This is a genomic window from Nonomuraea sp. NPDC005501 (assembly GCF_040605905.1).
Classification (GTDB): Bacteria; Actinomycetota; Actinomycetes; order Streptosporangiales; family Streptosporangiaceae; genus Nonomuraea.
On the sequence record NZ_JBEXDT010000110.1, the window covers coordinates 1 to 26,868 of the forward strand.

Genomic DNA, 26,868 nt, shown 5'->3' on the forward strand with positions numbered 1-26,868 from the left:
GGCGCGGGCACGGCGCGTGGCCGACCGGGGCGCGAGGTTCCTGGCAGCCCCCGACGGCTTCCGGCCGGCGGCCGAGGCTCCGGGCCCGGACGGGTCCTGGGTGGCGGAGGCGGTGCGGGTGACGCGTTCGGCAGGCGTGGCCAAGGCCGTGGCGGAGCCGCTCGCGGCGGGTCGTCCCGGTGTCGACCCGCACGAGTGTGAGCTCGATCGCTTCGAGAAGGTCCAGCTCGCCCCGGTCTTCGGCGAAGAGCGCGGCCGGCGGAACTTCGTCGAGGTCTACGACGTCCTCCACCCTGTCCAGGGTATGGATTCGCCCCGGCCATGGCGAACCGCCCCCTGCCTCTCCCGCCGGCGCGAGCTGCGGGGGTCTTCCTGGAGCCGTCCGGGCGGGAGCGGCCCGCGCCCGCCCGCCGGCCGACGGGCACGGGGCGGACGTGCCGGTCCGCGCCACGTACGCCGCACATCTGGCGGAACGGCTCCTTGACGCCATGGCGGGATACTTAGGCAATTAGGGGTAATTGCTATACCTAGGCTTTACACAATTCTGAAGTCTGGGGTGGGGACGTGCGGGTGCGGGCGGGTTTGGTCGGAATGGCCGCAGTGGTGGCACTTGCCGGGTGTGGTGGGTTATCGGCCCGGACGGGGGCGGACACCTCGTCGTCCACGTCCTCGAAGTCCGACAAGGCGGACGTCGGCGAGGCGCGGAAGAAGCTCGGCAAGCTGGAGGTCAAGGGGCGGGCCCCGCGGACCGGGTTCGAGCGGGAGAAGTTCGGCCCCGCGTGGTCGGACGTCGACCACAACGGCTGCGACACCCGCAACGACATCCTGAAGCGGGACCTGCGCGAGGAGAAGTTCAAGGCCGGAACGCACGACTGCATCGTGCTCAGCGGCGTCCTGGACGACCCGTACAGCGGGAAGACCATCACCTTCAAACGCGGCCAGGACACCAGCACCGCGGTGCAGATCGACCACCTGGTGCCGCTCTCCGACGCCTGGCAGAAGGGCGCCCAGCAGTGGACGGCCGCCAAGCGCAAGGAGTTCGCCAACGACCCGCTCAACCTGCTCGCGGTCGACGGCCCGCTGAACAACCAGAAGAGCGACTCCGACGCCGCCACCTGGCTGCCCCCGCGCAAGGCGTACCGGTGCGCCTACATCGCCCGTCAGATCGACGTGAAGGCGAAGTACGGCGTGTGGGTGACCTCGGGCGAGAAGGACGCCATGCAGGGCATCCTGTCGTCCTGCTGAGGGTCCCCGGCAGGGATCAGGCCGTCTCCTCCCCGGCGTCCGCCGGGGCGCGGAGCTCGGCCAGGTCCACGAGTTCCTGGAGCTGGTCGAGCTGGTAGTAGCCCATGCCGAGGGCGTGGCCGTGCCGGGTGACCCGGTACCAGATCTCGCCGGGCCTGGCCGCCGGCTCGATCATGCGCGCGAACAGCCAGTGGACCGTGTCCACACGCAGTTCGACGGGCTCCACACGGAGCCCGTCCGGTCCCACGAGGTACGGCGCCATCTCCCCGGTGTACCTCGCGGGCGCCGGGTGAGGCCAGCCTCACCCGGTCATCGAAGCTCCGGGGCCATCAGGAGCCCGGCCGCCCGCCGGCGGAGCGGCCGGCCGTCGGAGATCAGCCGCAGTGTTCGAAGGGGCTGTTGTAGGTGGCCGTTCCGGCCTTGCCGCCCCACTTGACGCACTTGCCGGCCGCGCTGGCGCGCACCGGGCCCGCGTAGTAGGTGAAGCTGCCGCTGTCGGTGGCGCGGGTCTTGCCCTGCACCTCCAGGTAGGCGCTGGCGGCGGTCTTCGTGCCGAGCGAGGTCTTCTTGATCGTCGCCACGCAGTTCGACTTGCTGCTGCTGTTGTACGTCAGGTAGACGGTTCCGGACGTGCCGAGCGCGGCCGAGTCGATCACCTTGTAGCCGCTGCCGCACACGGACGCCGCGGTGTGCGGGTTGCCGGGGGTGCTGCCGCCTCCGCCGCAGTTCTTGGAGGTCAGCGTCTGGTTCGGGTAGCCGAAGGTGACCCCGTTGAAGACGGCCTTGCGGATGTTGGAGGGGTAGGACGCGCCGTTGCGGATCTCGAAGTGCAGGTGCGGGCTGATGTTGTTGCCCGGCTTGCTGGTCTTGCCGAGGGTCCCGATCTTCTGGCCCTGGGAGACCCGGGCGCCCGCGGAGACGGCACGCGAGTTCAGGTGCGCGTAGAAGGACGTGTATCCGCCCCCGTGGTCGATCTTGACGAGGTTGCCGTAGCCGTTGGTCGAGCCCTGGTGGGCCGAGATGACCACGGTGCCCGCCGCCGCGGCCACGACGGTGTCACCGAGGTCGGCGTCCGCCGTGCTGCCCCGGTTCCAGTCGATCTCATACGACCTGTGGGCGCTGCTGTTGCTGGAGTTGCCGGTCCACGACTGGCCGCAGGGGAAGGGCATCTGGAAGTTCGGCGCCGCCAGGGTCGAGGCGAGCGGGACGTTCACCTCGTTCGCCGGGTCGCCGCCCTCGCCCTCGTCCTCCGCGGGGGACGTCGTCGTGGGAGTGGCGCTGGGAGTGGGCGTGGCGACCGCCGTCTTCGGCGCGAAGGTCGTGCTGGCCGACGCGGCCTGGCCCGATGCAAGGCCGACTAACAGGGCGAAGCCCAGCGTGAGCATCCCTCTAGATCTCATGCGAATTCCTTCCACGGGTGCCGGGGACGAGTCCCAGGTGGCACCCGAGCTCTGTTGGCTCTGTCGAAACGCGCTTGCTGAAGATCTAGATTGCGAGTCGCGTGTACAGAGAACATCCAGAAATCCGCATAAGGCTCGGCGCGGCGAGGTCAGGACTCCGCGCCGAGCGCCGCCTTCGTCAGCTCGGCCTGCCGCCTGATCCGGCCTAACACGACCGGGTTGACGCCCTTCTCCTCGAAGATCGTCACCATCCGGTCCATCACGGCGCCGGCCCGGTCCAGGTCACCTTGCCGCGCCTCGGCCCTGGCCAGCCGCCGCATCACCATGTTGAGCGTGATGTTGTCGATGAGCCCGCCGGACGCGGCCGCGCGGGCCACCGCCGACAGCTGCCGCACGCCCTGCTCCGGGTCCGGGGGCCGCACCCGCAGCCGCTTGCCCGCCGTGATCGTCTTGAACTCCCGCTCGGCGTTGAGCCCCTTGACCATCCGGGCGTACACGGTCAGGGGGTGCGTGCCGTACCGGTCGATCAGCTCGTCCAGCGCCTCGTTGCCGGCGCGCAGCGCCGGCGAGTCGGAGCCGAGCAGCGAGAACAGCTTGCCCTGCTCCTCGCCGAGCATCAGCTCGGCGACCCGGTGGTCGTCGGCGCCGGCCGGGTAGCGCACCCGCACCAGGCAGGGGGCGGAGACGATGCGCGAGCCGTCGGCGCCGATGTACTGGCCGCGCACCCGGTACTCACCCGGCTGCTGGAAGTAGTGCCCGTCACGGCCGTGCCCGATGTAGGCGCTGCGGTACAGGGCCGGGCTGCCCGCGTCGAGCCGTACCTCGGTGGAGTGGTCCACGCAGTGGCGCATCATCGGCCGGTACAGGAGGGTGCGGCCGCTCGGCTGCGTGACGCAGATCTGCGTGAACTCCGTGTCGGGATGCAGGTGGCCGTGGGTGGTGCGCGGCTCGCCCGTGACCGACAGCTTCAGCTCCACCACCACCGGCTCGCCGAAGCCGAACCCCTCCTTGGCCCGCAGGTCCAGCCGCAGCCCGGACAGGTCCTCCACCGGCTGCTCGAACGGCGCGATCTCGGCCGCTCCGGTGCCGAAGGCGTTGGCGCCCATGGCCACGTCCCGGTAGAAGGCGTGGCGCAGGTGCACCAGCTCGGCGTCGGTGAACTGGAACGGGAACGCCGCCCAGTAGCCGGCCTCGCCGCCGGGGCGGTAGTTCTGGACGTAGTTCATCCAGGACAGGTCGCCGAAGCCGCCGTCGGGGCCGAGCGGCTGCGGCGGGTTGCCCAGGTTCTTCTGCCAGGAGTGCAGCAGGTTGAACGCGTGCCCGAGCTCGTGGACGTACGTGCGCAGCTGCGCCCGCTGGGCCTGCGGCGTGTCGCCCCTGATCGCGTCGTAGAAGACGGCGGAGCCCTGCCGCTGGTGGGCGTCGTTGTAGTCGAACATGATGCCCCGGTAGCCGCCCACGTGCCGGCCGGCCACCAGCAGCCACACCCGCCAGGCCACCGTGTCGGCGAACTGGCTGAACTGCTGCGTCATCGCGTGGTGCAGCTCGGCGTCGTCCCAGGCCAGGTCGGCGCCGGCGCCGTCGCCGGGGATGACGCCCGGCTCGGCCACGGTCAGCCCGATGCCGGCCTCGGCGTAGGCGGCGGCCACGCTCAGCTCGCGCGGCGCGCAGCCGGCCGGGGCGGGCAGGGCCGCGGTGTGGTAGCCGGCGAACGGCACCGTCCCGGCGACCGAGTCCACCTCCAGCAGCACCTGCCGGAAGTGCGCCGAGGCGAACGCCACGGGGTAGACCCGGCCGGCGACCTCGGCCGTGCCGGAGCCGCCGGTGAGCGTGACCGTCACGTCCCTGGCGGGCGTGTCGAACGTGAACGCGCCCCGCCCGGCGATGCGCGCCTCGTCGCCCTCCGCGCGCACCGTGGGGGAGTGCACCACGAACGAGCCGGCGTACGTGGTGGTCGAGCCGGCCACGGAGAACAGGTCCCCGCTCACCCGGCCGGTGGGCCGCGCCCCGTCCACGTCGATCCGGAGCTCCAGTCGCGATCCGCCGTCCTGACCCTGGTACAGCCCGCTGATCATGGCAGCTCCCTGGCGTCCGATGGGGGTACACCGGGGACACTTCTCCCGGCGGGGGCCGCTGTCAACGACCTCCGCGCGACTCGCCGGGACGGGTCAGCGGGTCCCGCGGACCTTCAGCGCGCCCAGCAGCTCCTCCGAGGCCCGGGTGATCTCCTCCACGGCACGCTCGAACGCCTCCGCGTTGTGCGGGGCGGGCGACCGGAACCCGGAGATCTTGCGGACGTACTGGAGCGCCGCGGCCCGCACGTCGTCCTCGGTGACGTCATCGGTGTACGGCGGGCGCAGCGTCTTGATGCTTCGGCACATGCCTCAACCGTATTGAAGCGCTCCCCCGGAGGAAAGCCGAAGATTCCCGCGCGACCCGGCGCAGCACGACAGCCGGCGCGCTGTCACCTGCCCGTCGTGACCGGGGCCAGTTCGGTCCCGAAGGCGCGCGCGATGGTCCGCAGGCCCTCGGCCAGCTCCTCCCGGTCCACCGCGTCGATCCGCTCGGCCGGCCCGGACACCGACATCGCGGCCACCACGCGCTCGCCGTCGCTCACGGGCACGGCCAGGCAGTGCACGCCCAGCTCCTCCTCGCCCAGGTCCATCGCGTAGCCGGCCGCCCGGACCCGCTCCAGCTCGGCCAGCATGGCGGCGGCCTCGGTGATGGTGTTCGGCGTGCGGCGCGGCATGCCGGTGCGCTCCAGCAGCGTCACCGCCTCCTCCGCGCCGCGTCCCGCCAGCAGCACCTTGCCCACGGCCGTGCTGTGCGGCAGCACCCTCCTGCCCACCTCGGCGAACATCCGCAGCCGCCGCGGCGACGGCACCTGCGCCACGTACACGACGAAGTCGCCCTCCAGCACGGCCAGGTTCGCCGTCTCGCCGGACAGCTCGACCATCCGCGCGAGGTGGGGCCGCGCCCACTCGCCCACCATGCCCTCGGCCACCCCGCCGAGCCGCACCAGCCCCGCGCCGAGCGCGTAGCGGCGGTCGGACTCCTGGCGCACGTAGCCGCGCGCCAGCAGCGTGCGCAGCAGCCGGTGGATGGTCCCGTACGGCAGCCCGGTCTTCGCGGCGATCTCCGACAGACCGGCCGCGCCGCCGTGCTCGGCCAGGGTCTCCAGCACGTCCAGCGCCCGATCGATCGACTGCACGCTCACGCGCCCGCCCCCTCGTTCCCCGTCTCGTCCCGGATCACAGGGACACCCCGCGCAGCGAGGCGTCCAGCACCTCGGCCGTGTGCGCCACCCGGATCGTGGCGCCGGCCCGGCGCATGGCAGCGGCGATCTGCATCGTGCAGCCGGGGTTGGCCGACACCAGCAACTCCGCGCCGGTCGAGGCGACCCCCTTGGCCTTGCGGTCGCCGAGGTCGCGGGCGGCCTCGGGCTGGAAGATGTTGTACGTGCCGGCCGAGCCGCAGCAGATGGCCGACTCGGGCACCTCGCGCAGCTCCAGCCCCGGGATGCCGGCCAGCAGAGCCCGCGGCTGGACCCGTACGCCCTGCGCGTGGGCCAGGTGGCAGGCGTCGTGGTAGGCCGCGACGACCGGCAGCGGATGCCGGGGCGCCACCGGCCCCAGCTCGGCCAGGAACTCCGACAGGTCGCGCACCCGGAAGGGCGGCTCCGTGCCGAGCAGCTCGCCGTACTCCTTCATCGACGAGCCGCATCCGGCCGCGTTGACCACCACCGTGTCCACGCCGGCCCGTTCGAAAGCGCGGACCGTGCGGCGGGCCAGCCGCCTGGCCTGGTCGTCGCGGCCGGAGTGGACGCTGAGCGCGCCGCAGCAGCCCTGGCCCGCCGGGACGACCACGTCGCAGCCCTCCAGCGCCAGCACTCGCGCGGTGGCCGCGTTCACCTGCGGGAAGAACTCCCGCTGCACGCAGCCGGTGAGCATGCCCACGACGGCCCGGCGCGGCCCCCTGGCGCGGACCAGGCGCGGCAGGCGCTGCCGCCGCTCCACGCGGGGCGTGAGCGCGGCCATCGCCCCCAGGCCGGGATGCACCCGCTCCAGGAACGGCGCCAGCCGCCGTGTCAGCCCTGTCAGCGGCCTGGTCAGCCCGAGCCGCCGCGGGTAGGGGAACAGGCTGAACACCAGGCCGCGCACGGCCCGCTCACGCGGCTCCCGGACGTGGACGCGCTCCACCTCGGCTCGCGTCTGCTCGATCAGCCGGTCGTAGCGCACCCCGGACGGGCAGGCGGTGACGCAGGCCATGCAGCCCAGGCACGCGTCGAAGTGCCCGGCCATCTCGGGCGTCACAGGAGTGCCCTCGACGTGCTGGCTCATCAGGTGGATGCGGCCGCGCGGGGAGTCCATCTCCTCGCCCCACAGCACGTACGTGGGGCACGTGGGCAGGCAGAACCCGCAGTGCACGCAGTCGTCGATCAGCTCCGGGTCCATGTCAGATCCCTCCCGCGAACCGTCCCGGGGACAGCCTCCGCCCGGGGTCGAACTGGTTCTTGACCCGCCGCATCAGCGGCAGCGCGGCGACCGGGCCCCACCGGTCCACGCCCTCGTACGGCGAGGCGAGCACGACGACGGCGTGCGCCCGCTCCCGCAGCGCGGCCACGGCGGCGGCCAGCCGCTCCCCGGTGACGTCTCCCGCCGGGGCCAGACGCAGGCGGCCGGACACCGGCGAGCCGCGCAGCCGCAGCCCGTGCTCGCCCGCCGCCTCCAGCACCCCGTCGAGCGCGGCCGGCACGAAGCGGGCCTCCAGCAGCACCTCGTCGTGCGGCGGCGGCGCGCCCCACCACGAAGGCGCCCGCTCCGTCACCTCGCCGGCCCTCACCGCCTCGCGCAGCGCCCTGGCCCGCGGCTCGGCCGCCGTGCCCTCCACCAGCGCGGCCAGCGTCACCGGGGCCGCCCCGCCGGGCGTGTCGAGCTCCACCGCGACCGGCTCCGCCTGGGAGGCCGCCAGCAGCGCGGCCGTCTCGCGCGGGCGCTCCACCCCGTCCACCACCAGCCAGCGCCGGTCGGGGGGCAGCGGGTGCAGCCGGAACGTGGCCTCGGCGATCACGCCCAGCGTGCCGTACGAGCCGGTGAACAGCTTGCCCAGGTCGTAGCCCGCGACGTTCTTGACGACCTTGCCGCCCGAGCGGGCCACGGTGCCGTCGGCCAGCACGACCGTGACGCCGATGAGCAGGTCGCGCGGCGTCCCGTACCGGAAGGCGCGCGGCCCGTACGCCGCGGTGGCCAGCGTGCCGCCCACGGTGGCGTCCGGGGCCGCGTCCAGCGCCAGCTCCTGCCCCTCGGCCGCGAGCACGCCGGCCAGCGCCCTCATCGTCACCCCGGCCTGGGCGCGCACGACCAGGTCGCCCGCCGCGTGCTCCAGCACCTCGTTCAGGCAGCACAGGTCGAGCAGCACGTCGCAGCGCTCGGGCGGCGCGCCCCAGTGCAGCTTCGTGCCGCCGCCCACCGGCGTGAGCGCGAGATCCTGCTCGGCGCAGGCCCGCAGCACGGCCGAGACCTCCCCGACCGTCTCCGGCAGCACCACCCAGCGCGGCCTCACCCCGGCCACCGCGTCGCCGGCCACGGCGTCCCTGACCGTCACGCCGGTCTTCTCCAGCAGCTCGCGCGACATCAGAAGTACTCCGCCTCCCCGGACTCGACCAGCGGGTGCACGCCCTTGCGAACGCCCGGCACCTCGCCGCACAGCCGCGGCGTCGGGAACACCTTGCCCGGGTTGGACAGGCCCCTCGGGTCGAAGGCGCACCGGACGAGCTGCATGGTGTCGAGGTCGTCGCCGGAGAACATCTTCGGCATGTAGCGGGCCTTGTCCACCCCTACGCCGTGCTCGCCGGTGATCGACCCGCCGTGCTCGATGCACAGGTCGAGGATCGCCCCGGACACCACCTCGGCCCGCTCGCCCGCGCCCGGCTCGGCGTCGTCGAACAGCACGAGCGGGTGCAGGTTGCCGTCGCCGGCGTGGAAGACGTTGGCCACCCTGATGCGATGCTCCGCCGACAGCCGGTCGATGGCGGCCAGCACGCGCGGCAGCGAGGTGCGCGGCACCACGCCGTCCTGCACGATGTAGGCGGGGCTGATGCGCCCCACCGCCGCGAACGCCGACCTTCGGCCCTTCCAGATCGCCGCCCGCTCGGCCGGATCGGCCGCCACGCGCGTCTCGAACGCGCCCGAGCACAGCTCCCGCAGCGCGGCGAACTGCGCCGCCACCTCGTCCTGGGGCCCGTCGAGCTCCACGATCAGCACCGCTCCGGCGCCGCGCGGGTAGGAGCAGGCCACGGCCGCCTCGGCGGCCTCGATGGACAGCGCGTCCATCATCTCGATCGCCGCCGGCACGATGCCCGCGCCGATGATCGCGGACACGGCCCGGCCGCCCTCCTCGATGCTCCGGAACGCCGCCAGCACCGTGGTCACCGCCTCGGGGGCGCGGCTCAGCCGTACCGTGACCTTGGTGGCGACGCCCAGCGTGCCCTCCGAGCCGACGAACGCGCCCAGCAGGTCGTAGCCGGGGTCCATGCGGTCGAGCCGGACCAGGTCGCCGTCGGGGGTGACGATCTCGCACGCCTCGACGTGGTTGACGGTGAAGCCGTACTTCAGGCAGTGGGCGCCGCCGGAGTTCTCCGCCACGTTGCCGCCGATGGAGCAGACCTGCTGGCTGGACGGGTCGGGGGCGTAGTAGTAGCCCCGGTCGCGCACGGCCTCGGTGATGGCGAGGTTCGTGACGCCCGGCTCCACCACGGCCCGCCGGTTCGGCAGGTCGATCTCCAGGACGCGGCGCATCTTCGAGGTGACGATGAGCACGCCGTCCTCGCGCGGCAGCGCGCCGCCCGACAGCCCGGTGCCGGAGCCCCGGGCCACGAAGGGCACGCCGTGCTCGTTGCACAGCCGCACCACCAGCGCCACCTGCTCGGCGGTCTCCGGCAGCGCGACCACGCCCGGGACGGCCCGGTGGTAGGTCAGGCCGTCGCACTCGTACGTGCGCAGCCGTACCGGATCGGTGATCACCGAGTCGGCGGGCAGGGCCGAGCGCAGGGCGGCCGTCAGGGGAGCGATGGCGGGGGACGGGCTCGGTGTCATACGGCTCCTTCTACGGCATGCGCGCGTACGCGGGAAGCGTGAGGAACTCGGCGAACTCGTCGTCCAGGGCGACCTCCTTGAACAGCGCCGTGGCCTGAGCGTACAGCTCCTCGTCGTGGCCGGGCTCGGCGGAGATGCGCTCCAGCTCCTCGCCGATGATGCGCTCGACCAGCTCCTTGGTCACCTGCGCGCCGGTGTCGGCGAGCGTGATGTCGTTGTGGATCCACTGCCAGATCTGCGAGCGGGAGATCTCGGCGGTGGCCGCGTCCTCCATGAGGTTGTGGATCGCCACCGCGCCCAGCCCGCCCATCCAGGCGGCCAGGTAGCGCAGCGCCACGTCCACGTTGTTGCGCAGGCCCGCCTCGGTGATGTCGCCGGGCGTCTTCGCCACCGACAGCAGGTCGGCGGCCGAGACGCTGACGTCCTCGCGCTTCCTGTCGATCTGGTGGGGCCGCTCGCCGAGGACCCCGTCGAACACCTCGCGGCAGACCGGCACCAGGTCCGGGTGCGCCACCCACGAGCCGTCGAAGCCGTCGCCCGACTCGCGCGTCTTGTCGGCGCGGACCTTCTCCAGCGCCACCGCGTTGACCTCGGGGTCGCGGCGCGACGGGATGAACGCCGCCATGCCGCCGATCGCGTGCGCCCCCCGCTTGTGGCAGGTGCGCACCAGCAGCTCGGTGTACGCGCGCATGAACGGCGCCGTCATCGTGACCGCGTTGCGCTCGGGCAGCAGGAACTCCCGGCCCCGGGTGCGGAACTTCTTGATGACGCTGAACAGGTAGTCCCAGCGGCCCGCGTTCAGCCCCGCCGAGTGCTCGCGCAGCTCGTAGAGGATCTCCTCCATCTCGAACGCCGCCGGGTACGTCTCGATGAGCACGGTCGCCCGGATCGTCCCCTGGGGGATGCCGAGCAGCTCCTGCGCGTGGACGAACACGTCGTTCCAGAGCCGCGCCTCCAGGTGCGACTCCATCTTGGGCAGGTAGAAGTACGGGCCCTTGCCCTTGTCGAGCTGCCGCTGCGCGCAGTGGAAGAAGTAGAGGCCGAAGTCGAACAGCGACGCCGAGACGGGCCGGCCGTCCACCTTGGCGTGCTTCTCGTCCAGGTGCCAGCCGCGCGGGCGCACGACGATGGTGGCCAGCTCGGTGTCCGGCCGGAGCGCGTACGTCTTGCCGCCGGACTCGAAGTCGATGGTCCGGTCGAGCGCGTCGCGCAGGTTGAGCTGGCCGCCGACGCAGTTGGCCCAGAGCGGGGAGTTGGCGTCCTCGAAGTCGGCCAGCCAGACCTTGGCTCCGGAGTTGAGCGCGTTGATGGTCATCTTGCGGTCGACCGGGCCGGTGATCTCGACCCTGCGGTCCTCCAGGCCCGGCGCCGGCGGGGCGACGCTCCACTCCTCCTCCCTGACCGTCCTCGTCCCGGGCAGGAAGTCGAGGGTGCCGCCGGCCGACAGCTCCTCCTGCTTCGCCTGCCGGGCCTCCAGCAGCTCCAGCCGGCGCGGGCCGAACTCCTTCTGGAGCGCCGCCACGAAGCCGAGCGCCTCCGGCGTGAGGATCTCGTCGAACCGGTCGAGGATCGGGCCGTTGATCTCCATATCGCTCCTTTTTCCATATTGCGGAAATCCTGTTCTGGATTATGGAAGCGAAGCTACTTCATGCCCGCTCCAGGGTCAAAGGTGGGGGTACCCCCGGGGGCGCTTAGGGGGCATCCCCGATGCCGCGAGCCCCGCCGCGGGGGAGGATCCAGGCATGAAGAAGATCGTGATCGCGGGCGGACTGCTCGCCTCGGTGGCGCTGCTGACCGGCTGCGGGCTCCAGAGCCTGGCCGGCCCCACCAATCAGGACACCGTCGACTACCAGGTCACGGACAAGGTGGCCCGCCTCCAGGTGAAGAGCGGGGCGGGCGACGTCGCGGTCACCGAGTACGACGGGGCCGCCGTACGCGTCACCGAGACCATCCAGTGGCGCGACAACAGGCCCAAGACGGAGCACAAGGTCGAGGGCGACACGCTGATGCTCAGCTACACCTGCGACAACGCGCTCAAGAGCTGGGGCGACTGCGACGTCAACTACAAGGTCGAAGTCCCGAAGGGCCTCGCCGTCACCGTGAAGAACGGCTCCGGCGACATCACGCTCCGCTCCCTCACCGGGCCGATGGAGGTCTCGACCGGCTCGGGTGACGTGGACGGAACCGGTCTCGGCGTCAAGTCCACCATCGCCGAGGCGGGCTCGGGCAACATCGAGCTCAAGTACGTGACGGCGCCCGACAGCCTGCAGGCCGACGCCGGCTCGGGTGACATCGGGCTGCGCATCCCCGACGGCTCGTACGCCGTGACCACCAAGGTCGGCTCGGGAGACGAGAACATCACCGTCAAGGACGACGACGCCTCGCCGCACAAGCTCACGCTGCAGGCCGGGTCGGGCGACATCACGGTGTCCCCCTCGTAGCGCAGGTCACCCCTGTTGCCCCGATAACAAGGTGCTCGCGACGGGGATGTCGTGCCACCATCGGGGAAGACACCACGGTGTCCAGACGTTGCCTATTAGAGATGACACGAATGCACGAATACTCCGCGCTCGACGAGTTCGAGACCGGCGAGATGGACCTAGAGGAGCGCCAGGCGCTGCGCCGCGTGGCCGGCCTCTCCACCGAGCTCCAGGATGTCTCCGAGGTCGAATACCGGCAGCTGCGGCTCGAGCGGGTCGTCCTCGTCGGCGTCTGGACCTCAGGCACGGCGGAGGACGCCGACAACTCCCTGCTGGAGCTCAAGCTCCTGGCCGAGACGGCCGGATCGGAGGTCCTGGAGGGCCTCGTCCAGCGCCGCCAGAAGCCCGACCCCGCCACCTACATCGGCTCCGGCAAGGCGCTGGAGCTGCGCGACGTCGTCGAGGCGACCGGCGCCGACACCGTGATCTGCGACGGCGAGCTGACCCCCGGCCAGCTCCGCCAGCTCGAGGAGACGGTCAAGGTGAAGGTCATCGACCGCACCGCGCTGATCCTCGACATCTTCGCCCAGCACGCCAAGAGCCGCGAGGGCAAGGCCCAGGTCGAGCTGGCCCAGCTGCAGTACCTGCTGCCGCGTCTGCGCGGCTGGGGCGGCAACCTGTCGCGCCAGGTCGGCGGTCGCGCCGCGGGCGGCGTCGGCATCGGCGGCCGTGGCCCCGGTGAGACGAAGATCGAGCTGGACCGCCGCCGCATCCGCGAGCGGATGTCCAAGCTGCGCCGCCAGATCAGCGGCATGTCCACCTCGCGCGAGACCATGCGCCAGCGGCGCGCCAAGCGCGAGGTCCCGGCGGTCGCGATCGCCGGCTACACCAACGCCGGCAAGTCCTCCCTGCTCAACCGCATCACCGGCGCGGGCGTGCTGGTGGAGGACGCGCTGTTCGCCACGCTCGACCCGACCGTGCGCCGGGCGCGCACGCCGGAAGGCAGGCTGTTCACGATCGCCGACACCGTCGGCTTCGTGCGGCACCTGCCGCACCAGCTCGTCGAGGCGTTCCGCTCCACGCTGGAGGAGGTCGCCGACGCCGACCTGATCCTGCACGTGGTCGACGGCTCGCACCCCGACCCCGAGGGCCAGCTCGCGGCCGTCCGCGAGGTCTTCGCCGACATCGAGGGCGCCTCCGACGTGCCCGAGATCGTGGTGATCAACAAGGCCGACGCCGCCGACCCCGACGTGCTCGACCGGATCGTCCGGCGCGAGCGCGACAACATCGTGGTCTCCGCGCGCACCGGCGCCGGGATCCCCGAGCTGATGGAGCTGGTCGAGCGCCGGCTGCCCCGGCTCGACCACGAGGTCACCCTCCTCGTCCCGTACGAGCGGGGAGACCTGATCTCGCGGGCCCACAAGGAGGGCGAGGTGCTCTCGCTGGACCACGTCGAGGACGGCACCGTGCTCCACGCGCGGGTGCTGGCCGGCCTCTACCAGGAGCTGGAGCGGGTGGGCAAGCCCATCGAGCGCGTCTCTTAGTCTGACGGGCAGGGCAGCTCTGTCGAAATAGCGCGCAGAGCTGCCCAAAAGCGGCAGTGGCCGTGGAACCCTCGGATTGCTAGGATATGCCGAGCCTTACCACACTAATGTCGCGGGTTTCAGATGACGGCTGAAGCGATTCATGGTGCCTGCGGGGGTCCGAGGGAACGATCGGGGCCGGGTGAACGCTGGGATGATTGGGCTTTCTTCCGAATAACCCTGTACAGCGAGCCAGCCTGTGAAATAACGTAACTGAACTGAAATCGCCGGATCATGAGTCCGGCGATCCGGTCACCGCCCAGCCAAGCGGATGAGAAGCAGGAGACCCCCCATGTCGTCCCTACCCGGAGCCGACTCAGTGGGCTCAGCCCGAGCCGTGCGCTGGGTGACGCGCTCGTGCGGGGTGGTGATGCGGTGACCGTTCGGCTTCTGACCAACATCGGCCGCCTGTGGACCGGCAACGAGGTCCTCAGCAACGCGGCCATTCTCGTGCACAACGACCGGATCGCCTGGGTGGGGCGGGCTCCCGACCTGCCGCAGAGCGTCCCCGGAGTCGTCGACGACATCGTCGACGTCGACCATGTCGAGAACCTCGGCGGCGCCCTGGTCACGCCCGGCCTCATCGACGCCCACACGCATCCCGTCTACGCCGGCAACCGCTACGCCGAGCTCGCCATCCGCACCAGCGGCTCGACCTCCTCCGCCATCACCGCCGCGGGCGGCGGCGTGGGCTCCACCGTCACCGTGACCCGCGGCACCGACCCGTGGACCCTGTGCAACGGCGTGCGCGAGCGTCTTCGCGGCTGGCTGCTCAGCGGCACCACGACCGTCGAGGCCAAGACCGGCTACCACCTCACGCGCGACGGCGAGCTGGCCGACGTGCGGCTCCTGCGCGAGCTGGAGAAGGAGCCGATGATGCCGCGGGTGCACGTCACGTTCCTCGCGGGTCATGTCGTGCCGCCCGAGTACTTCGGCCGCCAGCGCGAGTACGTCGAGGCCGTGGGCGCCTGGTGCGCCGACGCCGCGGCTGCGGGCGCCGACAGCGTCGACGTCTACTGCGACGAGGGCCACTTCACCACCGAGGAGTCCCGCTGGGTGCTCGCCTCGGGCCGCAACGTCGGCCTGCTGCCGCGCGTCCACGCCGGTCTGTTCAGCCGCCGCGGCGCCGTTCAGCTCGCCGCCGAGCTCGGCTGCGCCTCCGCCGACGGACTCCACCACATGTCCGACGAGGACATCGCGATCATGTCCCGGTACGGCGTGCCGGCCGTGGTCTGCCCGGCCACGGCGCTCCAGCGGGGCAAGCTCCCGCCGGTGCGCCAGATGATCAAGCACGGCGTGCAGATCGCGCTCGGCAGCGACCACAACCCCGGCTACTGCGGCATCACCTCGATGTCGCTGGTCATCGCGATGGCGGTCTCGGCGTTCGGGATGAGCGTCAACGACGCGCTGCGGGCGGCCACGCTGGGCGGCGCCACGGTCCTCGGCGCTCCCGACCGCGGCGTGCTCGCGCCGGGCCGGCTGGCCGACATCGTGCAGTGGGACGCCGACCACGAGGGCGCCTTCGCCTGGTCCTTCGGCCTCAAGCCGCGCCGGGTGTGGCGCGGCGGCACTCCCGTCCAGTAACCCGTCCAGGGCAGGGTTGAAATTCGCCCTAACTGGCTAGTCTCCTGATATGTCACCCTCTGTCGCGGTCGTCACCGACTCCACCGCCTACCTCCCCGCGCTGCTGGGAGTCTCGGTGGTACCCGTACAGGTGCTGTCGGGCGGCATCTCGTGCGACGAGGACGCGTTCACCGGAGACCTGCACGCGGCGACCACCTCCCGCCCCGCCCCCGCCCGGTTCGCGGAGTGCTACGCCTCCCTGGCCGCCGCAGGCGCCACCGGAGCGGTGTCGATCCACCTGTCGGGTGACCTGTCCGGCACGGTGGAGTCGGCCCGGCTCGCCGCCAAGGAGGCGCCCGTCCCGGTCGAGGTGATCGACAGCGGCTCCATCGCCATGGGCCTCGGCTTCCCGGTCATGGCCGCGGCCGACGCCGCCGCCCGGGGGGCGGGGCTGGAGGAGGTGGCCCAGGCGGCGCTGCGGTGCGCCTCCCGTACCCGTACGTTCTTCTACGCCGACACGCTCGACTCCCTGCGCCGCGGCGGGCGCGTGGGCACGGCGGCGTCGCTGGTCGGCTCGGCGCTGGCCATCAAGCCGCTGCTGCACCTGGTGGATGGGCGGGTGCTGCTGCTGGAGAAGGTCCGCACCGCCACGCGCGCCATCGCCCGCCTGGAGGACCTGGCGGTCGCGGCGGCCGGCCAGGGACCGGCGCGGGTGGCGGTCCAGCACCTCGCCGCCGGCGACCGGGCCAGGGCCCTGGCGGAACGCCTGCCCAAACGGTTGCCGGGGCTGACGGACTTACGGCTGGTCGAGGTGGGGGCGGTCGTCGGGGTCCACGTGGGGCCGGGGATGCTGGGGCTCACGGTCAGCCCGGACACCTCCTGACGCCTGCCGTTCAGACGCCTGTGGTTCTGACGGCCACCGTCCTGACGCCTGACTTGCCCGAACGCTCATCGTCCTGACGCCTGACGCCCATCATCCTGACGCCCGTCGTCCACAGCCCCGGCGCGCGCCGCCCCTCCATCCCCAGAACGCCGTTCGCCCCCTTCCGGCGCCCGGCGGGGCCGTACGTTCTGGGACGTGCGTTCCCAGGACCCGATCACCGAGCGGACCGTGGCCGAGGCCCGGCTGCGCTCCCTCACGCCTCCTGCCCGCCGCCACCCCCGCCCGATCACCGCCCTGCAGAACACCCCCGACCACCAGCCCTCAGCGTTTCCCCCGGTCACCGCCACCCGGCCCGCCGGGGACGCGCATCCCGTTTCCCCCAGACCCCGTGACCCCGCCGCATCCAGCCCCGGAGCGGGCCACGGGAGACACCCTTACCCGCCCCTCAGCACCGGCGGCCCAGACCTTGGCGACGCCCCTCCCGGAGAGGCTCCCGCTCATGAGGCCCGCGCACGAGACGCCCATGCCCATGAGACCCGCGCACGTGACGCCGATGCTCAGGACGTCCACTCCCATGACTTCCACTCGCATGACGTCCACTCCCATGACGTCGACTCTCACGACGCGCATCGCGGAGACACCCGTTCCCACGGCACCCGCCCTCGCGACGTGCGTCCTGGTATCGCCCGCCCGCAGGACACCTACCTGCGGAGCGCCTACCCGGCCCACTTGCAAGGTCTCCACGACCGAGACACCCACGCCCACCTCGTCGGTGAAGCGGGACTCTCCCATGACGCGGACCTTGCCGGTGACTCCGACTTTGCTCGTGCGGCGCCCCCTGCCCGTCCAGCGCGCCCGGTCCGTGACCCGGAGCTGGCCCGTGACGCGGAGCTTGCCGGTGACGCGGAGCTTGCCCGTGCGGCAGTCCCTGCCCGTGAACCGAACATCCTCGCCCGTGAAAGCAACGCCGACCCCACAGCGGACCTCACCCCTGGGACGGTTCGAACCCCACTGGCCCCAACCTTGCCCCCCTCCTTCCAAGCATTCCGCGCCGCCGTCTCCACCAAGGCGCCCGCCCTGGACCCAGGCCGCCCAGGCCTACGCGTACTCCTGACCCTGGCCGTCATGGCAGCACTGGCCGCCGGCATCTTCCTCTGGCGCTCGGAGCCGACCCCCGAGCCGCTCCCCGTCGCGTCCCCCATCGCGTCCCCGCCCGCCCATCCACCCCGTCCGGCGGCCCCATCGGCAGCCACCCCCACTGCCGAGATCACCATTCACATCACCGGCAAGGTACGTAAGCCCGGTATCTACACCCTCCCCATGGGCGCACGCGTGGCCGACGCGGTGAAGGCCGCCGGGGGAGTGCGCCAACCCGAGGCCGCCGCATCGGTCAACCTGGCGAGACGCCTGGCCGACGGCGAACAGATCACCGTAGGCGCCGCCGGCCCCGGCAACGCCCCCGGCCCGCCTCTGACCGACCCGGCCACCACGGTGCTCGACCTCAACACGGCCACCCCCGACCAACTGGACCAGCTGCCCGGCGTCGGCGAAGTCCTGGCAGCACGCATCGCCGACTTCCGCACCGCCCACGGCGGCTTCACCAACGTGGAGCAACTCCAGGAAGTACCAGGGATCGGCGCCAAAAAGTACGGAGAAATCAAGGACAAGGTTCGCATCTGACATGCCCGCGACCCCTGAAGGCACGGGACTCGACTCCGCGGCGGCGCCCGGAGTGCAAATGATCGGCGGCCATACGTGGATCCTCACCTGCCCTGCCCTGGCCGTCTGGGCCGTCACCCTGGCCCTCCTCAGCAGCCCGCCCACAGCCGGCCTGACAGTGTCGGCGTTGTCGGTGCTGGGAGCCTTCGGCACAGCGGTCCTCGCGCACCGTCACCACCGCTGGCGGCCCTGGCGGAACGTGATCATCGCCGCCCTGGCCTGCACGGCCGCCGCCTCGGCGTCGGTCGCCACCCGCGTCCACGCCGTCACCACCGCCCCCATCGCCGACCTCGCGAGGCACGGTGCGACGATCACCGCCGAGATCACTCTCACCGATGACCCCAAAATCAAGCTCGGCCGTTTCCACCAAGAACAGGTCGTCGTCCACGCCACTCTCGACACCTACCGGACGCCCCACCTCCGCGAAGCCGTAAGCCTCCCCGTCCTCGTCCTCGCCCACGGGCCCGAATGGCGCCCTCTCCTCCCCAGTCAACGCGTTCAGGTTGCCGCACGGCTGGCCGAGCCAACCCCGGGCGAACTGACCGCCGCCGTCCTCCTCGTCCGCGGAAGTCCCAAGGTGCTGACATCCCCGAGCCGCCTCCAAGCGATCGCGGGCACGCTGAGGGCCGGTCTGCGGACGGCCACCGACGTTCTCCCACCGGATCAGCGCGGCCTCCTGCCCGGGCTCGTGGTGGGCGATGTCTCCCGCATGGACCCCCAAGTCAGCGCGGACCTCAAGGAATCCGGCCTCAACCATCTCAATGCCGTGAGCGGCACCAACTTGTCCATCGTGGCGGGCGCGGCGCTCGCCCTCTCCCGCGTGGCCGGACTCCCACTCGCCGTGCGAGCCGGCCTCGCCGCCGTGGCGATGATCGGCTTCGCCGTGGTCGCCAGACCGTCCCCGAGCGTGCTGAGGGCGCTTCTCATGGGCCTGGTCGCCGCCATCGCCCTCGGCACCGGCCGCCCCAAGGACGGAATGGCCGCCCTCTCGGCAGCCGTACTCCTACTGATCCTCTTCTCGCCCGACCTGGCCATCTCGTACGGCTTCGCGCTCTCGGTCTGCGCGACGGCCGGCATCCTCCTCCTCGCCCCGCGCTGGCGCGACCGCCTGACCCACCATCCCCGAACCACCGCCGACACCCGAGCCGCGGCCACCTCCCAAGCCGACACCCGACCAGCGGCCACCTCCCAAGCCGACACGTCTCCAACCGTCACCACCCTCTACACCGGCACATCTCAATCCGACACGCGCCCGCCCCCCGCCCACACCCGTGATTCCGCCTCCGGCCCGTCAGGCGGATCGTGCTCCGGCCTGTCAGGGGGCTCGTGCTCCAGCCCGTCAGGCGGGTCGTGCTCGGGCCTGTCAGGCTGGTCGTGCTCCGATCCGTCAGCGGGGCCGCCCTCCGGCCCGTCAGGTGAGGCGCCGTCCACACGGAGAGGCCGGCTGCCCAGGTGGGTGGCCGAGGCCGTCGCCGTGCCCGCCGCCGCGCAGGTCGCCGTGACACCGATCCTCGTCCTGATGGCCGGTCAGGTTTCCCTGGCCGCGATCCCCGCCAACCTGCTCGCCGGCCCGGCGGTGGCGCCCGCGACATTGCTGGGGTTCGCCGCCGCCCTGGTGGCGCCGTTCTGGCCGGAAGCGGCCCGGATCATCGTCATCCCCGCCGGCTACGCGGTGGGCTGGATCATCATGGTGGCCCGCTGGGCCGTGAACCTTCCACTCGCGACCCTGCCATGGCCCGGCGGCATCCCGGGTCTCGCGCTGCTGACCCTGGCCGCTGTCGCAGTGACGCTCCTGGTCAGGCGCCGGGCCTGGAGGGCGGTGGCGCTGGCGGTGGCGGCCGGGGTCCTGGTCGCGGTGCTGGTCGTACGGCCGGTCGTCGCCCCCTGGCCGCCCAGAGCGTGGCTGATGGTGGTGTGCGACGTAGGTCAGGGCGACGGCCTGGTGCTCGCCGCGGGCCCCGGACGAGGTGTCGTGGTCGACACCGGTCCCGATCCCGTCACCATGGACCGCTGCCTGCGACGCTTGGACATCACCGACGTCCCGCTCGTCATCCTCACCCACCCGCACGCCGACCACATCGACGGGCTGTCCGGCGTCCTGCGGGGCAGGCGCGTGGGCGCCGTCGTCGTCAGCCCGCAGCGCACCCTCGACAACCAGGCGTCCCGCCTGACGGCGGACCTCGCCCGGCAACGCATCCCGCAGTGGACGGCGCCACCCGGCACCCACTGGCGGCTGGGCCCCTCCGAGCTGACCGTCCTGGCTCCCGAACCCACCCGCGCCCCGCCCAACGGCCAAGGAGAGGGCAGCGCCGCGAACAACTCCAGCGTCGTGGTCCACGTACGCTGGCGAGCCGGCTCGGCGCTGCTGAGCGGCGACATCGAGACCGAAGCCCAGGATGCCCTGCTGCGCGGAGGCATGTTGCCACCGGCCGACATCCTCAAGGTGCCGCACCACGGCTCGCCCAGGCAGGACTCCGCCTTCTTCGGCGCGGTGGGTGCCAGTGCCGCGCTGATCAGCGTGGGGGAGGGCAACGACTACGGTCATCCGGCGCAACCCACGCTCTCGCTCCTCCGGCGTCTGGGCGCGCGGGTCTACCGCACGGACCGCTCGGGCGACCTGGCCGTGGTGGAACGGGAGGGACGCCTGGCGATCGTGACCCGCGGCCCGCAGGGAGGTGATCGGCCTCCCTGATACCGCGACTTCGCGGCACTCGTCCCCTGGCGCCGCGCGGGGTGCGTGCGCGTGTCCATGTGGGTGTGTCTGGTCGCCGCGTTGGAGACGGCGGGGTTCGCCCGTGACCAGGCGCCTCCCGGGATGCACGTGTGGCGTCCGCCTGTCTGCGGACACGGCTCATGTCCTGAATGGCGATGACAGACGCCGGGGTGGGGACAGTGGAGCCGCTTGCCGGAGCAGGCTTCGTGACTCGTCGGGCAGCGGTCGCTGGAGGAAGGCTTCCACGAGTGATCCGATGGGTGATCACCAGGAGACTCCGCGAGTACCCGGTTGTCGGTGCAGCATGGGATGCTGCTCGACATGGCGGGAAGCGATCCAGCAGCACTCGTGACCTTGGTCGTCGGCGACGAGGAGTTGCTGGCCGAGCGGGCGGTCGGCGCCGTCGTGGCGGCGGTGCGGGCCGGTGACCCCGGAGCCGAGGTTCATGATCTCGTGGGGTCCAGGATGGGGAAGGGAGAGCTGCTCCAGCTCACCTCGCCGTCGCTCTTCGGTGACCGTTCCGTGGTGGTGATCAGGTCCGCGCAGGATCTGCCCAAGGAGGTCGCCGCCGAGGTCGTGGCGTACGCCTCGCACCCGTCGGGCGACACCGTGCTCGTGCTGGCGCACCCGGGTGGGGCGAAGGGCAAGGCGCTCGTCGACGGGCTCAAGAAGGCCAGGGCGAGCGTCGTCACGGTGGTCAAGCCGACCAAGGCGGGGGAGCGGCTCGACTTCATCAGGACCGAGTTCAAGCGGGCGGGCCGTTCGATCGCGTCCGACGCCGCGCAGGCGCTGCTCGACGCCGTGGGCAACGACCTGCGCGAGCTGGCGGCCGCGTGCAACCAGCTCATGTTCGACACCGAGGAGAAGACGGTCACCGTCGCCGCCGTGGCCCGCTATCACAAGGGGCGGGCCGAGGTCACGGGGTTCAACGTCGCGGACTCGGCGGTGGAGGGGCGGCTCGCCGAGGCTCTGGAGCAGTTGCGCTGGGCGCTCGGCACCGGGGTCGCGCCCGTGCTGCTGGTGAGCGCGCTGGCGGGCGGGCTGCGATCGATCGCCAAGGTGGCCGGGGCTCCGCGCAACCTCCGGGGCGGCCAGCTGGCAAGCCACCTGGGCATGCCGCCCTGGAAGATCGAGCGCGTCAAACGGCAGGTCAACGGCTGGGGGCCGCAGGGGCTGTCGCGGGCCATCCAGGCCGTGGCCGAGGCGGACGAGCAGGTCAAGGGCGGCGGCGCCGACCCGGCGTACGCGCTGGAGCACGCGGTCCAGGTCATCGTGGCGAGCCGCACGGGCCGCTAGCTCGTGCCGTGACCGGTCATGTTCACCCTGGTGCGAATCGGGCATAGCCCCGATCCTCGATGCGGCGGGAGAGCTCGGCTTGCCGGTCAGGGGGGCGTCACGTAGGTCGAGCTTGAGGTCGCCGGCCATCGGCCGCAACGTTCCGGGCTCGTACGATCGGCAGCTCGACCTGCGGCGACACGATGCCGTCCCAAGGTTCAGTGGTGGGTTTCGACGTGGTGGAGCAGGCGTTTGAGGAGGGCGTCCAACGTCTCCTGCTCCGCCGTGTCCAGGGCCGACAGCAGGTCCGACTCCACCTCCCCCCGGATGGCCATCGCGTCGGTCCACAGCTCGTGCCCCTTGGAGGTGAGCTCCACGTCCACCCGGCGGCGGTCGCCTTCGCCGCGGACCCGCCGCACCAGGCCCGAGCGCTCCAGGGTGTCGAGGCGGCCCGTCATGCCCGCCGGTGACAGCAGCAGCTCCGCCGCCAGCTCCGACGGCGTGGCGGAGCCGCCGGCCGCGACCAGCCGGTGCAGAGTCTCGAACTCGAAGTCCTGCATGCCGACCTGCGCCAGCGCCGCCTCCTTGGTGTGTGCCAGGTGCTTCACCAGGTGCTGCATGCGCGTGACGACGCCCTCCACCCGCTCCTCGTAGGGCGCCTTGCCACGCCAGCGCGCCAGGTGCCGATCGACCGAGTCCTCCACGGGCCTGATCATACGCAGGGAAAGTATTTCGTTGACGAAAGATTCGCTGACGAAATAATGTATCGAGCCATGATGAGTCGTCTGCTGATCGGGCGCGGCCTCTCCGCCTTGGCCACCGCTCTGATCCCCACCACCCTCACCCTTGCCGTCCTGCGCGTCTCCGGGGGCGCCGACGGGCTCGGACTGGTGCTGGCGTGCGAGCTGGTCCCGCTGCTGGTGTTCCTCCCCGTCGGCGGGGTGCTGGCCGACCGGCTGCCACCCGCGCGGGTGATCCTGCTCGCCGATCTCGTACGCTGCCTGGCCCAGGTCGCCATCGGCGCCGAGCTGATCGCCGGGTCCGGGCGCCTGGCCGTGCTCGCCGTGCTGTCGGCGGTGTCCGGCGTGGCCATCGCCTTCGGCATGCCGGCGGTGCCGCGCCTGGTGGCGGCCGTGGTGCCCGGGCCCGAGCGGTTGCGCGTGAACGCGCGGATCGGCGTCGTCACGAGTGTGTCCGCCGTGGCCGCTCCCGCGCTGGCCGGCGGGGTGGCGCTGGTGGCGGGGCCGGGCTGGGCGGCCGCGCTGACGGGCGTCCTGTTCGCCGGCTCGGCCCTCACCCTGGGAGGAGTCCGCGCCGGTGCGAGCCCGGTCGACGCGGCGCGCCTCCAGGGCGAGACGAAGGGGTTCGGGCGCGAGCTGGCCGAGGGGTGGCGGGAGGTCAGGGTGCGGCCGTGGTTCCTGCGCGGGGTCCTCGGCCACGGGGTCTGGCATTTCACCGCCGGTCTCTTCCTCACCCTCGGCCCCATGGCCGCCGTCCGGAGCCTCGGCGGCGAGGGCGCGTGGGTGCTGATCGCCCAGTGCGGCACGGCCGGCCTGGTCGTGGGCGTGCTCGCCGCGCCGCGCCTGCCGGTCCGCCGGCCGATCGTCGCGGTGCAGGTCGCCGCCGCCCTGTACGCCCTGCCGCTGGTGGCCCTGGCCGTCCCGGCTCCCGCCTGGGCCGTCGCCGGCGCGTACTTCGTGGCCATGTGCGGTCTCGGCGTCCTCAGCCCGCTGTGGGAGACCGTCGTGGCGCAGGAGATCCCGGAGGCCGCGCTGGGCCGGGTGCGGGCGTTCGACCAGCTCATCTCGTTCGCCTCGCGGCCGTTCGGACTGGCCGTGGCGGCGCCGCTGGCGGGGCTCACGGGCGCGGCCGGGCTGCTGCTCGCGGGCGCCGCCCTCGTCGCCGCGGCGAACCTGGCGGCGATCGTCAGGACTCCTGGGGTACCACCTCGTGCAGCACTCCGTCGGCGATCTCCAGTACGCGGTCCGCGAGTGTGATGAGTCCCGGGTCATGGGTGGCGACCAGCGCCGTCACGCCCTCGCCGCGTACCAGTGCCCGGATCAGCTCCATGATCTGCCGCCCGGTCTGCGAGTCGAGCTGCCCGGTCGGCTCGTCGGCCACCAGCAGCCGCGGCCGGTTGGCCAGGGCCCGGGCGATGGCCACGCGCTGCCGCTGCCCGCCCGACAGCTCGTACGGCCGCTGGTTGCCGTGCCGCTCCAGCCCCACGAGGGCGAGCAGCATCCGCACCCGCTCCTCCCGCTCGGCGGCGGGCGTGCGGGTGAGCCGCATCGGGACGCCGACGTTCTCCGCCGCCGACAGCACCGGCACCAGCCCGAACGACTGGAACACGAACCCGACCACGTCCCGGCGCAGCCCCACCAGGTCGTCCTCGGCCATCGCCGTGACCTCCTGCCCGGCCACGACCACCCGGCCGGCGTCGGGCCGGTCGAGGCCGCCGATCTGGTTGAGCAGCGTGGTCTTGCCGGACCCCGACCGCCCCCGGATCGCGATCAGCTCGCCGGGGAACGCCTCGAACGTCACCTCCCGCAGCGCCACGACCTCCTTGGGCCCGGTGCGGTAGACCTTGCGCAGCCCCTCGACCACGACCAAGGGCTCACTGCTCACCCGAGGGCTCCTCTCTCGCCGGCCATACGCCGATATGGTCGGATTCGAGCTCCAGGCGTACCCGTCGCTCCATCTGCAGCGCGTTCATGAAGTCGCGTGGAAGCTGCAGCCGCCCGACCCGGTCGAGCACCGCGTACTCCTCGGCCACGACCTGGCCCTCCGCGCCCTCCCTGCGCAGCGTCTCGCTGCTGGTGCGGCCGTCGCGGATGCCGATCGTCCGGTCCACCTGCTCCGACACGAGCGGGTCGTGGGTCACGATGACCACGGTCACGCCCAGCTCCCTGTTGGCCTTGCGCAGGGCGTCGAACACCTCCTCGGAGGTGTCGCTGTCCAGCTCACCGGTCGGCTCGTCGGCCAGGATGAGCTGGGGGGAGTTGGCCAGCGCGACGGCGATGGCCACCCTCTGCTGCTCGCCGCCGGACAGCTCGCCGGGTGTGCGCCCGGCCCGGTCGCCGACGCCGAGCAGCTCCAGCAGCTCCATCGCCCGGCCGTGCCTGCGCCGGCCGGCCAGCCGTACCGGCAGCTCGGCGTTCTCGCGGGCGGTCAGGTACGGGAGCAGGTTGCGCGCCGTCTGCTGCCAGACGAAGCCGACCACCTCCCGCCGGTAGCGCAGCCGGTCCTTGGCCGTCATCGACAGCAGGTCCATGCCCGCCACCCTGGCCACGCCCGCGGTGGGCACGTCCAGCCCGGACAGCACGTTCAGCAGCGTCGACTTCCCGGAGCCGGACGCGCCGACGACGGCGACCAGCTCCCCCTTGTCGACGAGGAGGTCCAGCCCCTGGAGGGCGACCACCTCGACGCCCTCGGTCTTGTAGATGCGGACGAGGTTGTCGCAGACGATGTGGGCGTCGCCGCCGAAGTCCGCCCTGGGCGCGCCGGCCCGGGCCTCCAGCTCGGACAGCGTGGTGTTCATGCCGGGATCACCTGCTCACGGAGAGGTTGTGGTCGGTCGTACGGGTACGCCGGTCTCGTGAACGCCGCGTCATGCGAGATCGCCCCCTCGCAGGAGCGTCCCGGAGCCGCGCCGGCGGCCCGCCGCGGTGTGGACGTACGCGCCGAGCCCGGCGACGACGGCGAGCCCGGCCGCCAGCAGCAGCGGCACGGCCAGGTCGGGCGCGTACCCCTCGACGGCCACCCCGCCCGCGTACGACGACAGGTCGATGCCGGGCCCGAGCGCCGCGGGCAGCGCGAGCCCCAGCACCAGGCCGGCCAGGGCGGTGACGAGCACGAGGGGCAGGATCTCCAGCGCGGTCAGCCCGCGCGCCTGCCGCTCCGACAGCCCGAGGGGGCGCAGGAACGCCAGCGCCCGCGTCCGGTCCGCCGCCCCGATCACCAGCATGACGACCACGGCGACCAGCGCGTACGCGGCCAGGGCGCCGGTGGTGACGCGCAGGACCACCCGCACGGTCCCGGTGAGCGGGGCGTCGCGGATCGCGGCCAGCTCGGCGGCCTGCGAGGTCACGACGGCCGTCGGCCGGCCGACGGCCCTGGTCACCGCCGCCGGGTCGGCGTCGCCCTTGATCAGCAACGTGTTCACGGAGGGCCGCGCGTTGACCTCCAGCGGCACCACGAGGAACTTGCCGCGCGTGAAGAAGCCGGGCACGGACGTGACCACGCCCCGCTCGGTCAGCTTCGTCCGGGCCTGCCAGCCGATGTCCATCGTGCCGCGGCCGTGCAGCTCCGGGGACACCAGCGCGGGCACCCCGGAGGCGGAGGCGGGCAGCGGGGGCAGGCCGACGGGGGAGTCGGCCAGCAGCCGCCGCCAGGCCGCCACGTCGACGGCGATGGCCTCGGCCCGCTCGCCCGTGTAGCCGAGCTGAACCTGCCCGGTCTGCGCGGGCAGCACCAGCTCCACGCCGGGCACCGCCCGGACCCGGTCCACCACGCCGGCGGGCAGCTCGACCCGCGACGTCACCTTGATCGACGCGCCGGTGGCCTGCCAGGCGGCCAGCCGCTGCGCGGTCTCCACGCCACCGGCGATCACCGAGGCGAACACCGACACGGCCAGCGCCGGCAGCAGGATGAGCACCGGCAGCACGCTGGCGGGCCGCGCCCGCGCCGCCCGGGTCAGGCCGAGGTACGGCACGGCCGCCCGGCCGCGGGACGCCAGCCGTACGAGCAGGCGGAGGGGGTACGGGTAGCACCGGATCGTCACGAGGGCGGCGGCCACGGTCAGCGCCACCGGCACCACCAGCAGGAACGGGTCGTCGCCGGCCTCGCCCGCCAGGCTGCGTGAGCGCAGCAGGTACGCCCCGGCCAGCGCGAGCACGACGACCAGCGCCTCCAGTGTGACCCGGCGCAGCGGCGGCCGGGCGGCGGCCACGTCGTCGCGGCGCTCGCGCAGCGGC

At 72.5% G+C, this 26,868-nt stretch carries 23 protein-coding genes; 10 read left to right on the top strand and 13 right to left on the bottom strand.

Going from position 1 to position 26,868, the window contains the following annotated elements:
- The first annotated feature begins 148 nt into the window (after positions 1 to 148).
- A complete protein-coding gene (locus ABZS51_RS36455) occupies positions 149 to 484 on the top strand; it encodes a hypothetical protein (RefSeq protein ID WP_355451116.1) in 336 nt (111 codons plus the stop codon).
- 107 nt (positions 485 to 591) lie between these two features.
- Entirely contained in the window at positions 592 to 1,245 is a 654-nt protein-coding gene (locus ABZS51_RS36460; RefSeq protein ID WP_310710427.1) for an HNH endonuclease family protein, read from the top strand.
- Positions 1,246 to 1,261: 16 nt separating this feature from the next.
- Here ABZS51_RS36460 and ABZS51_RS36465 read toward each other — a convergent pair whose 3' ends face one another.
- The 9 genes from ABZS51_RS36465 to aceB form a co-directional block, all read right to left on the bottom strand.
- Positions 1,262 to 1,507, bottom strand: a complete 246-nt coding sequence (locus ABZS51_RS36465; RefSeq protein ID WP_355451065.1) for a hypothetical protein — start codon at positions 1,505 to 1,507, stop codon at positions 1,262 to 1,264.
- 112 nt (positions 1,508 to 1,619) lie between these two features.
- Positions 1,620 to 2,645: a M23 family metallopeptidase gene (locus ABZS51_RS36470; protein ID WP_355451068.1), complete on the bottom strand. Its 1,026-nt coding sequence runs from the start codon at positions 2,643 to 2,645 to the stop codon at positions 1,620 to 1,622.
- Between the two features lie 149 nt (positions 2,646 to 2,794).
- A complete protein-coding gene (locus ABZS51_RS36475) occupies positions 2,795 to 4,720 on the bottom strand; it encodes a hypothetical protein (RefSeq protein WP_355451071.1) in 1,926 nt (641 codons plus the stop codon).
- A 93-nt stretch (positions 4,721 to 4,813) separates the two neighbouring features.
- Positions 4,814 to 5,026, bottom strand: coding sequence for a DUF2277 domain-containing protein (locus tag ABZS51_RS36480; protein WP_355451073.1), 213 nt, complete (start codon positions 5,024 to 5,026; stop codon positions 4,814 to 4,816).
- Positions 5,027 to 5,109: 83 nt separating this feature from the next.
- The gene (locus tag ABZS51_RS36485) at positions 5,110 to 5,856 is read right to left on the bottom strand and encodes an IclR family transcriptional regulator (RefSeq protein WP_310710543.1); all 747 of its coding nucleotides are present in this window, start codon (positions 5,854 to 5,856) and stop codon (positions 5,110 to 5,112) included.
- A 40-nt stretch (positions 5,857 to 5,896) separates the two neighbouring features.
- Positions 5,897 to 7,099 carry a heterodisulfide reductase-related iron-sulfur binding cluster gene (locus tag ABZS51_RS36490; RefSeq protein ID WP_355451076.1) on the bottom strand — a complete coding sequence of 401 codons (1,203 nt, stop codon included), beginning with the start codon at positions 7,097 to 7,099 and terminating at the stop codon, positions 5,897 to 5,899.
- Position 7,100: 1 nt separating this feature from the next.
- Positions 7,101 to 8,279, bottom strand: a complete 1,179-nt coding sequence (locus ABZS51_RS36495; RefSeq protein ID WP_355451079.1) for an FAD-binding oxidoreductase — start codon at positions 8,277 to 8,279, stop codon at positions 7,101 to 7,103.
- Complete coding sequence (locus ABZS51_RS36500) at positions 8,279 to 9,739, bottom strand: FAD-linked oxidase C-terminal domain-containing protein (protein ID WP_355451082.1); 1,461 nt, start codon at positions 9,737 to 9,739, stop codon at positions 8,279 to 8,281. Before ABZS51_RS36500 ends, ABZS51_RS36495 begins: the two co-directional genes overlap by 1 nt.
- 10 nt (positions 9,740 to 9,749) lie before the next feature.
- Positions 9,750 to 11,327, bottom strand: coding sequence for a malate synthase A (aceB, locus tag ABZS51_RS36505; protein WP_355451085.1), 1,578 nt, complete (start codon positions 11,325 to 11,327; stop codon positions 9,750 to 9,752).
- A gap of 154 nt (positions 11,328 to 11,481) precedes the next feature.
- Between aceB and ABZS51_RS36510 the strand changes: the two genes are divergently transcribed.
- The 7 genes from ABZS51_RS36510 (at position 11,482) to holA (ending at position 21,916) form a co-directional block, all read left to right on the top strand.
- A complete protein-coding gene (locus ABZS51_RS36510; RefSeq protein ID WP_355451088.1) occupies positions 11,482 to 12,180 on the top strand; it encodes a DUF4097 family beta strand repeat-containing protein in 699 nt (232 codons plus the stop codon).
- A gap of 110 nt (positions 12,181 to 12,290) precedes the next feature.
- Positions 12,291 to 13,703, top strand: a complete 1,413-nt coding sequence (hflX, locus tag ABZS51_RS36515; protein ID WP_310710417.1) for a GTPase HflX — start codon at positions 12,291 to 12,293, stop codon at positions 13,701 to 13,703.
- Between the two features lie 414 nt (positions 13,704 to 14,117).
- Entirely contained in the window at positions 14,118 to 15,326 is a 1,209-nt protein-coding gene (hutI, locus tag ABZS51_RS36520) for an imidazolonepropionase (protein ID WP_310710416.1), read from the top strand.
- Between the two features lie 49 nt (positions 15,327 to 15,375).
- On the top strand, positions 15,376 to 16,188 hold the full coding sequence (locus tag ABZS51_RS36525) for a DegV family protein (RefSeq protein WP_355451092.1): 813 nt from the start codon (positions 15,376 to 15,378) through the stop codon (positions 16,186 to 16,188).
- Positions 16,189 to 17,313: 1,125 nt separating this feature from the next.
- On the top strand, positions 17,314 to 17,868 hold the full coding sequence (locus tag ABZS51_RS36530; protein ID WP_355451095.1) for a ComEA family DNA-binding protein: 555 nt from the start codon (positions 17,314 to 17,316) through the stop codon (positions 17,866 to 17,868).
- A 1-nt stretch (position 17,869) separates the two neighbouring features.
- On the top strand, positions 17,870 to 20,599 hold the full coding sequence (locus tag ABZS51_RS36535; RefSeq protein ID WP_355451098.1) for a ComEC/Rec2 family competence protein: 2,730 nt from the start codon (positions 17,870 to 17,872) through the stop codon (positions 20,597 to 20,599).
- A gap of 330 nt (positions 20,600 to 20,929) precedes the next feature.
- Positions 20,930 to 21,916: a DNA polymerase III subunit delta gene (gene holA, locus ABZS51_RS36540; protein ID WP_355451119.1), complete on the top strand. Its 987-nt coding sequence runs from the start codon at positions 20,930 to 20,932 to the stop codon at positions 21,914 to 21,916.
- 197 nt (positions 21,917 to 22,113) lie between these two features.
- Here holA and ABZS51_RS36545 read toward each other — a convergent pair whose 3' ends face one another.
- Positions 22,114 to 22,599 (bottom strand): MarR family transcriptional regulator, encoded by a 486-nt coding sequence (locus ABZS51_RS36545; RefSeq protein ID WP_355451101.1) that lies wholly within the window; start codon positions 22,597 to 22,599, stop codon positions 22,114 to 22,116.
- Positions 22,600 to 22,668: 69 nt separating this feature from the next.
- Between ABZS51_RS36545 and ABZS51_RS36550 the strand changes: the two genes are divergently transcribed.
- Positions 22,669 to 23,892 carry an MFS transporter gene (locus ABZS51_RS36550; RefSeq protein ID WP_355451104.1) on the top strand — a complete coding sequence of 408 codons (1,224 nt, stop codon included), beginning with the start codon at positions 22,669 to 22,671 and terminating at the stop codon, positions 23,890 to 23,892.
- Here ABZS51_RS36550 and ABZS51_RS36555 read toward each other — a convergent pair.
- The 3 genes from ABZS51_RS36555 to ABZS51_RS36565 all read right to left on the bottom strand — a co-directional run.
- On the bottom strand, positions 23,822 to 24,520 hold the full coding sequence (locus ABZS51_RS36555) for an ABC transporter ATP-binding protein (protein ID WP_355451107.1): 699 nt from the start codon (positions 24,518 to 24,520) through the stop codon (positions 23,822 to 23,824). The genes ABZS51_RS36550 and ABZS51_RS36555 overlap by 71 nt on opposite strands.
- Positions 24,510 to 25,433, bottom strand: coding sequence for an ABC transporter ATP-binding protein (locus tag ABZS51_RS36560; RefSeq protein WP_355451110.1), 924 nt, complete (start codon positions 25,431 to 25,433; stop codon positions 24,510 to 24,512). Before ABZS51_RS36560 ends, ABZS51_RS36555 begins: the two co-directional genes overlap by 11 nt.
- A gap of 69 nt (positions 25,434 to 25,502) precedes the next feature.
- Positions 25,503 to 26,868 (bottom strand): FtsX-like permease family protein (locus ABZS51_RS36565; RefSeq protein WP_355451113.1); only part of this gene is annotated, 1,366 nt, incomplete at its 5' end.

What these genes read in the sequence shown, in the direction of transcription:
- ABZS51_RS36460 (WP_310710427.1), top strand. Translation starts at nt 592, where the DNA reads ATGGCCGCAGTGGTGGCACTTGCCGGGTGTGGTGGGTTATCGGCCCGG.
- ABZS51_RS36465 (WP_355451065.1), bottom strand. Translation starts at nt 1,507, where the DNA reads ATGGCGCCGTACCTCGTGGGACCGGACGGGCTCCGTGTGGAGCCCGTC.
- ABZS51_RS36470 (WP_355451068.1), bottom strand. Translation starts at nt 2,645, where the DNA reads ATGAGATCTAGAGGGATGCTCACGCTGGGCTTCGCCCTGTTAGTCGGC.
- ABZS51_RS36475 (WP_355451071.1), bottom strand. Translation starts at nt 4,720, where the DNA reads ATGATCAGCGGGCTGTACCAGGGTCAGGACGGCGGATCGCGACTGGAG.
- ABZS51_RS36480 (WP_355451073.1), bottom strand. Translation starts at nt 5,026, where the DNA reads ATGTGCCGAAGCATCAAGACGCTGCGCCCGCCGTACACCGATGACGTC.
- ABZS51_RS36490 (WP_355451076.1), bottom strand. Translation starts at nt 7,099, where the DNA reads ATGGACCCGGAGCTGATCGACGACTGCGTGCACTGCGGGTTCTGCCTG.
- ABZS51_RS36495 (WP_355451079.1), bottom strand. Translation starts at nt 8,279, where the DNA reads ATGTCGCGCGAGCTGCTGGAGAAGACCGGCGTGACGGTCAGGGACGCC.
- ABZS51_RS36500 (WP_355451082.1), bottom strand. Translation starts at nt 9,739, where the DNA reads ATGACACCGAGCCCGTCCCCCGCCATCGCTCCCCTGACGGCCGCCCTG.
- aceB (WP_355451085.1), bottom strand. Translation starts at nt 11,327, where the DNA reads ATGGAGATCAACGGCCCGATCCTCGACCGGTTCGACGAGATCCTCACG.
- ABZS51_RS36510 (WP_355451088.1), top strand. Translation starts at nt 11,482, where the DNA reads ATGAAGAAGATCGTGATCGCGGGCGGACTGCTCGCCTCGGTGGCGCTG.
- hflX (WP_310710417.1), top strand. Translation starts at nt 12,291, where the DNA reads ATGCACGAATACTCCGCGCTCGACGAGTTCGAGACCGGCGAGATGGAC.
- ABZS51_RS36525 (WP_355451092.1), top strand. Translation starts at nt 15,376, where the DNA reads ATGTCACCCTCTGTCGCGGTCGTCACCGACTCCACCGCCTACCTCCCC.
- ABZS51_RS36530 (WP_355451095.1), top strand. Translation starts at nt 17,314, where the DNA reads ATGGCAGCACTGGCCGCCGGCATCTTCCTCTGGCGCTCGGAGCCGACC.
- ABZS51_RS36535 (WP_355451098.1), top strand. Translation starts at nt 17,870, where the DNA reads ATGCCCGCGACCCCTGAAGGCACGGGACTCGACTCCGCGGCGGCGCCC.
- holA (WP_355451119.1), top strand. Translation starts at nt 20,930, where the DNA reads ATGCTGCTCGACATGGCGGGAAGCGATCCAGCAGCACTCGTGACCTTG.
- ABZS51_RS36550 (WP_355451104.1), top strand. Translation starts at nt 22,669, where the DNA reads ATGATGAGTCGTCTGCTGATCGGGCGCGGCCTCTCCGCCTTGGCCACC.
- ABZS51_RS36560 (WP_355451110.1), bottom strand. Translation starts at nt 25,433, where the DNA reads ATGAACACCACGCTGTCCGAGCTGGAGGCCCGGGCCGGCGCGCCCAGG.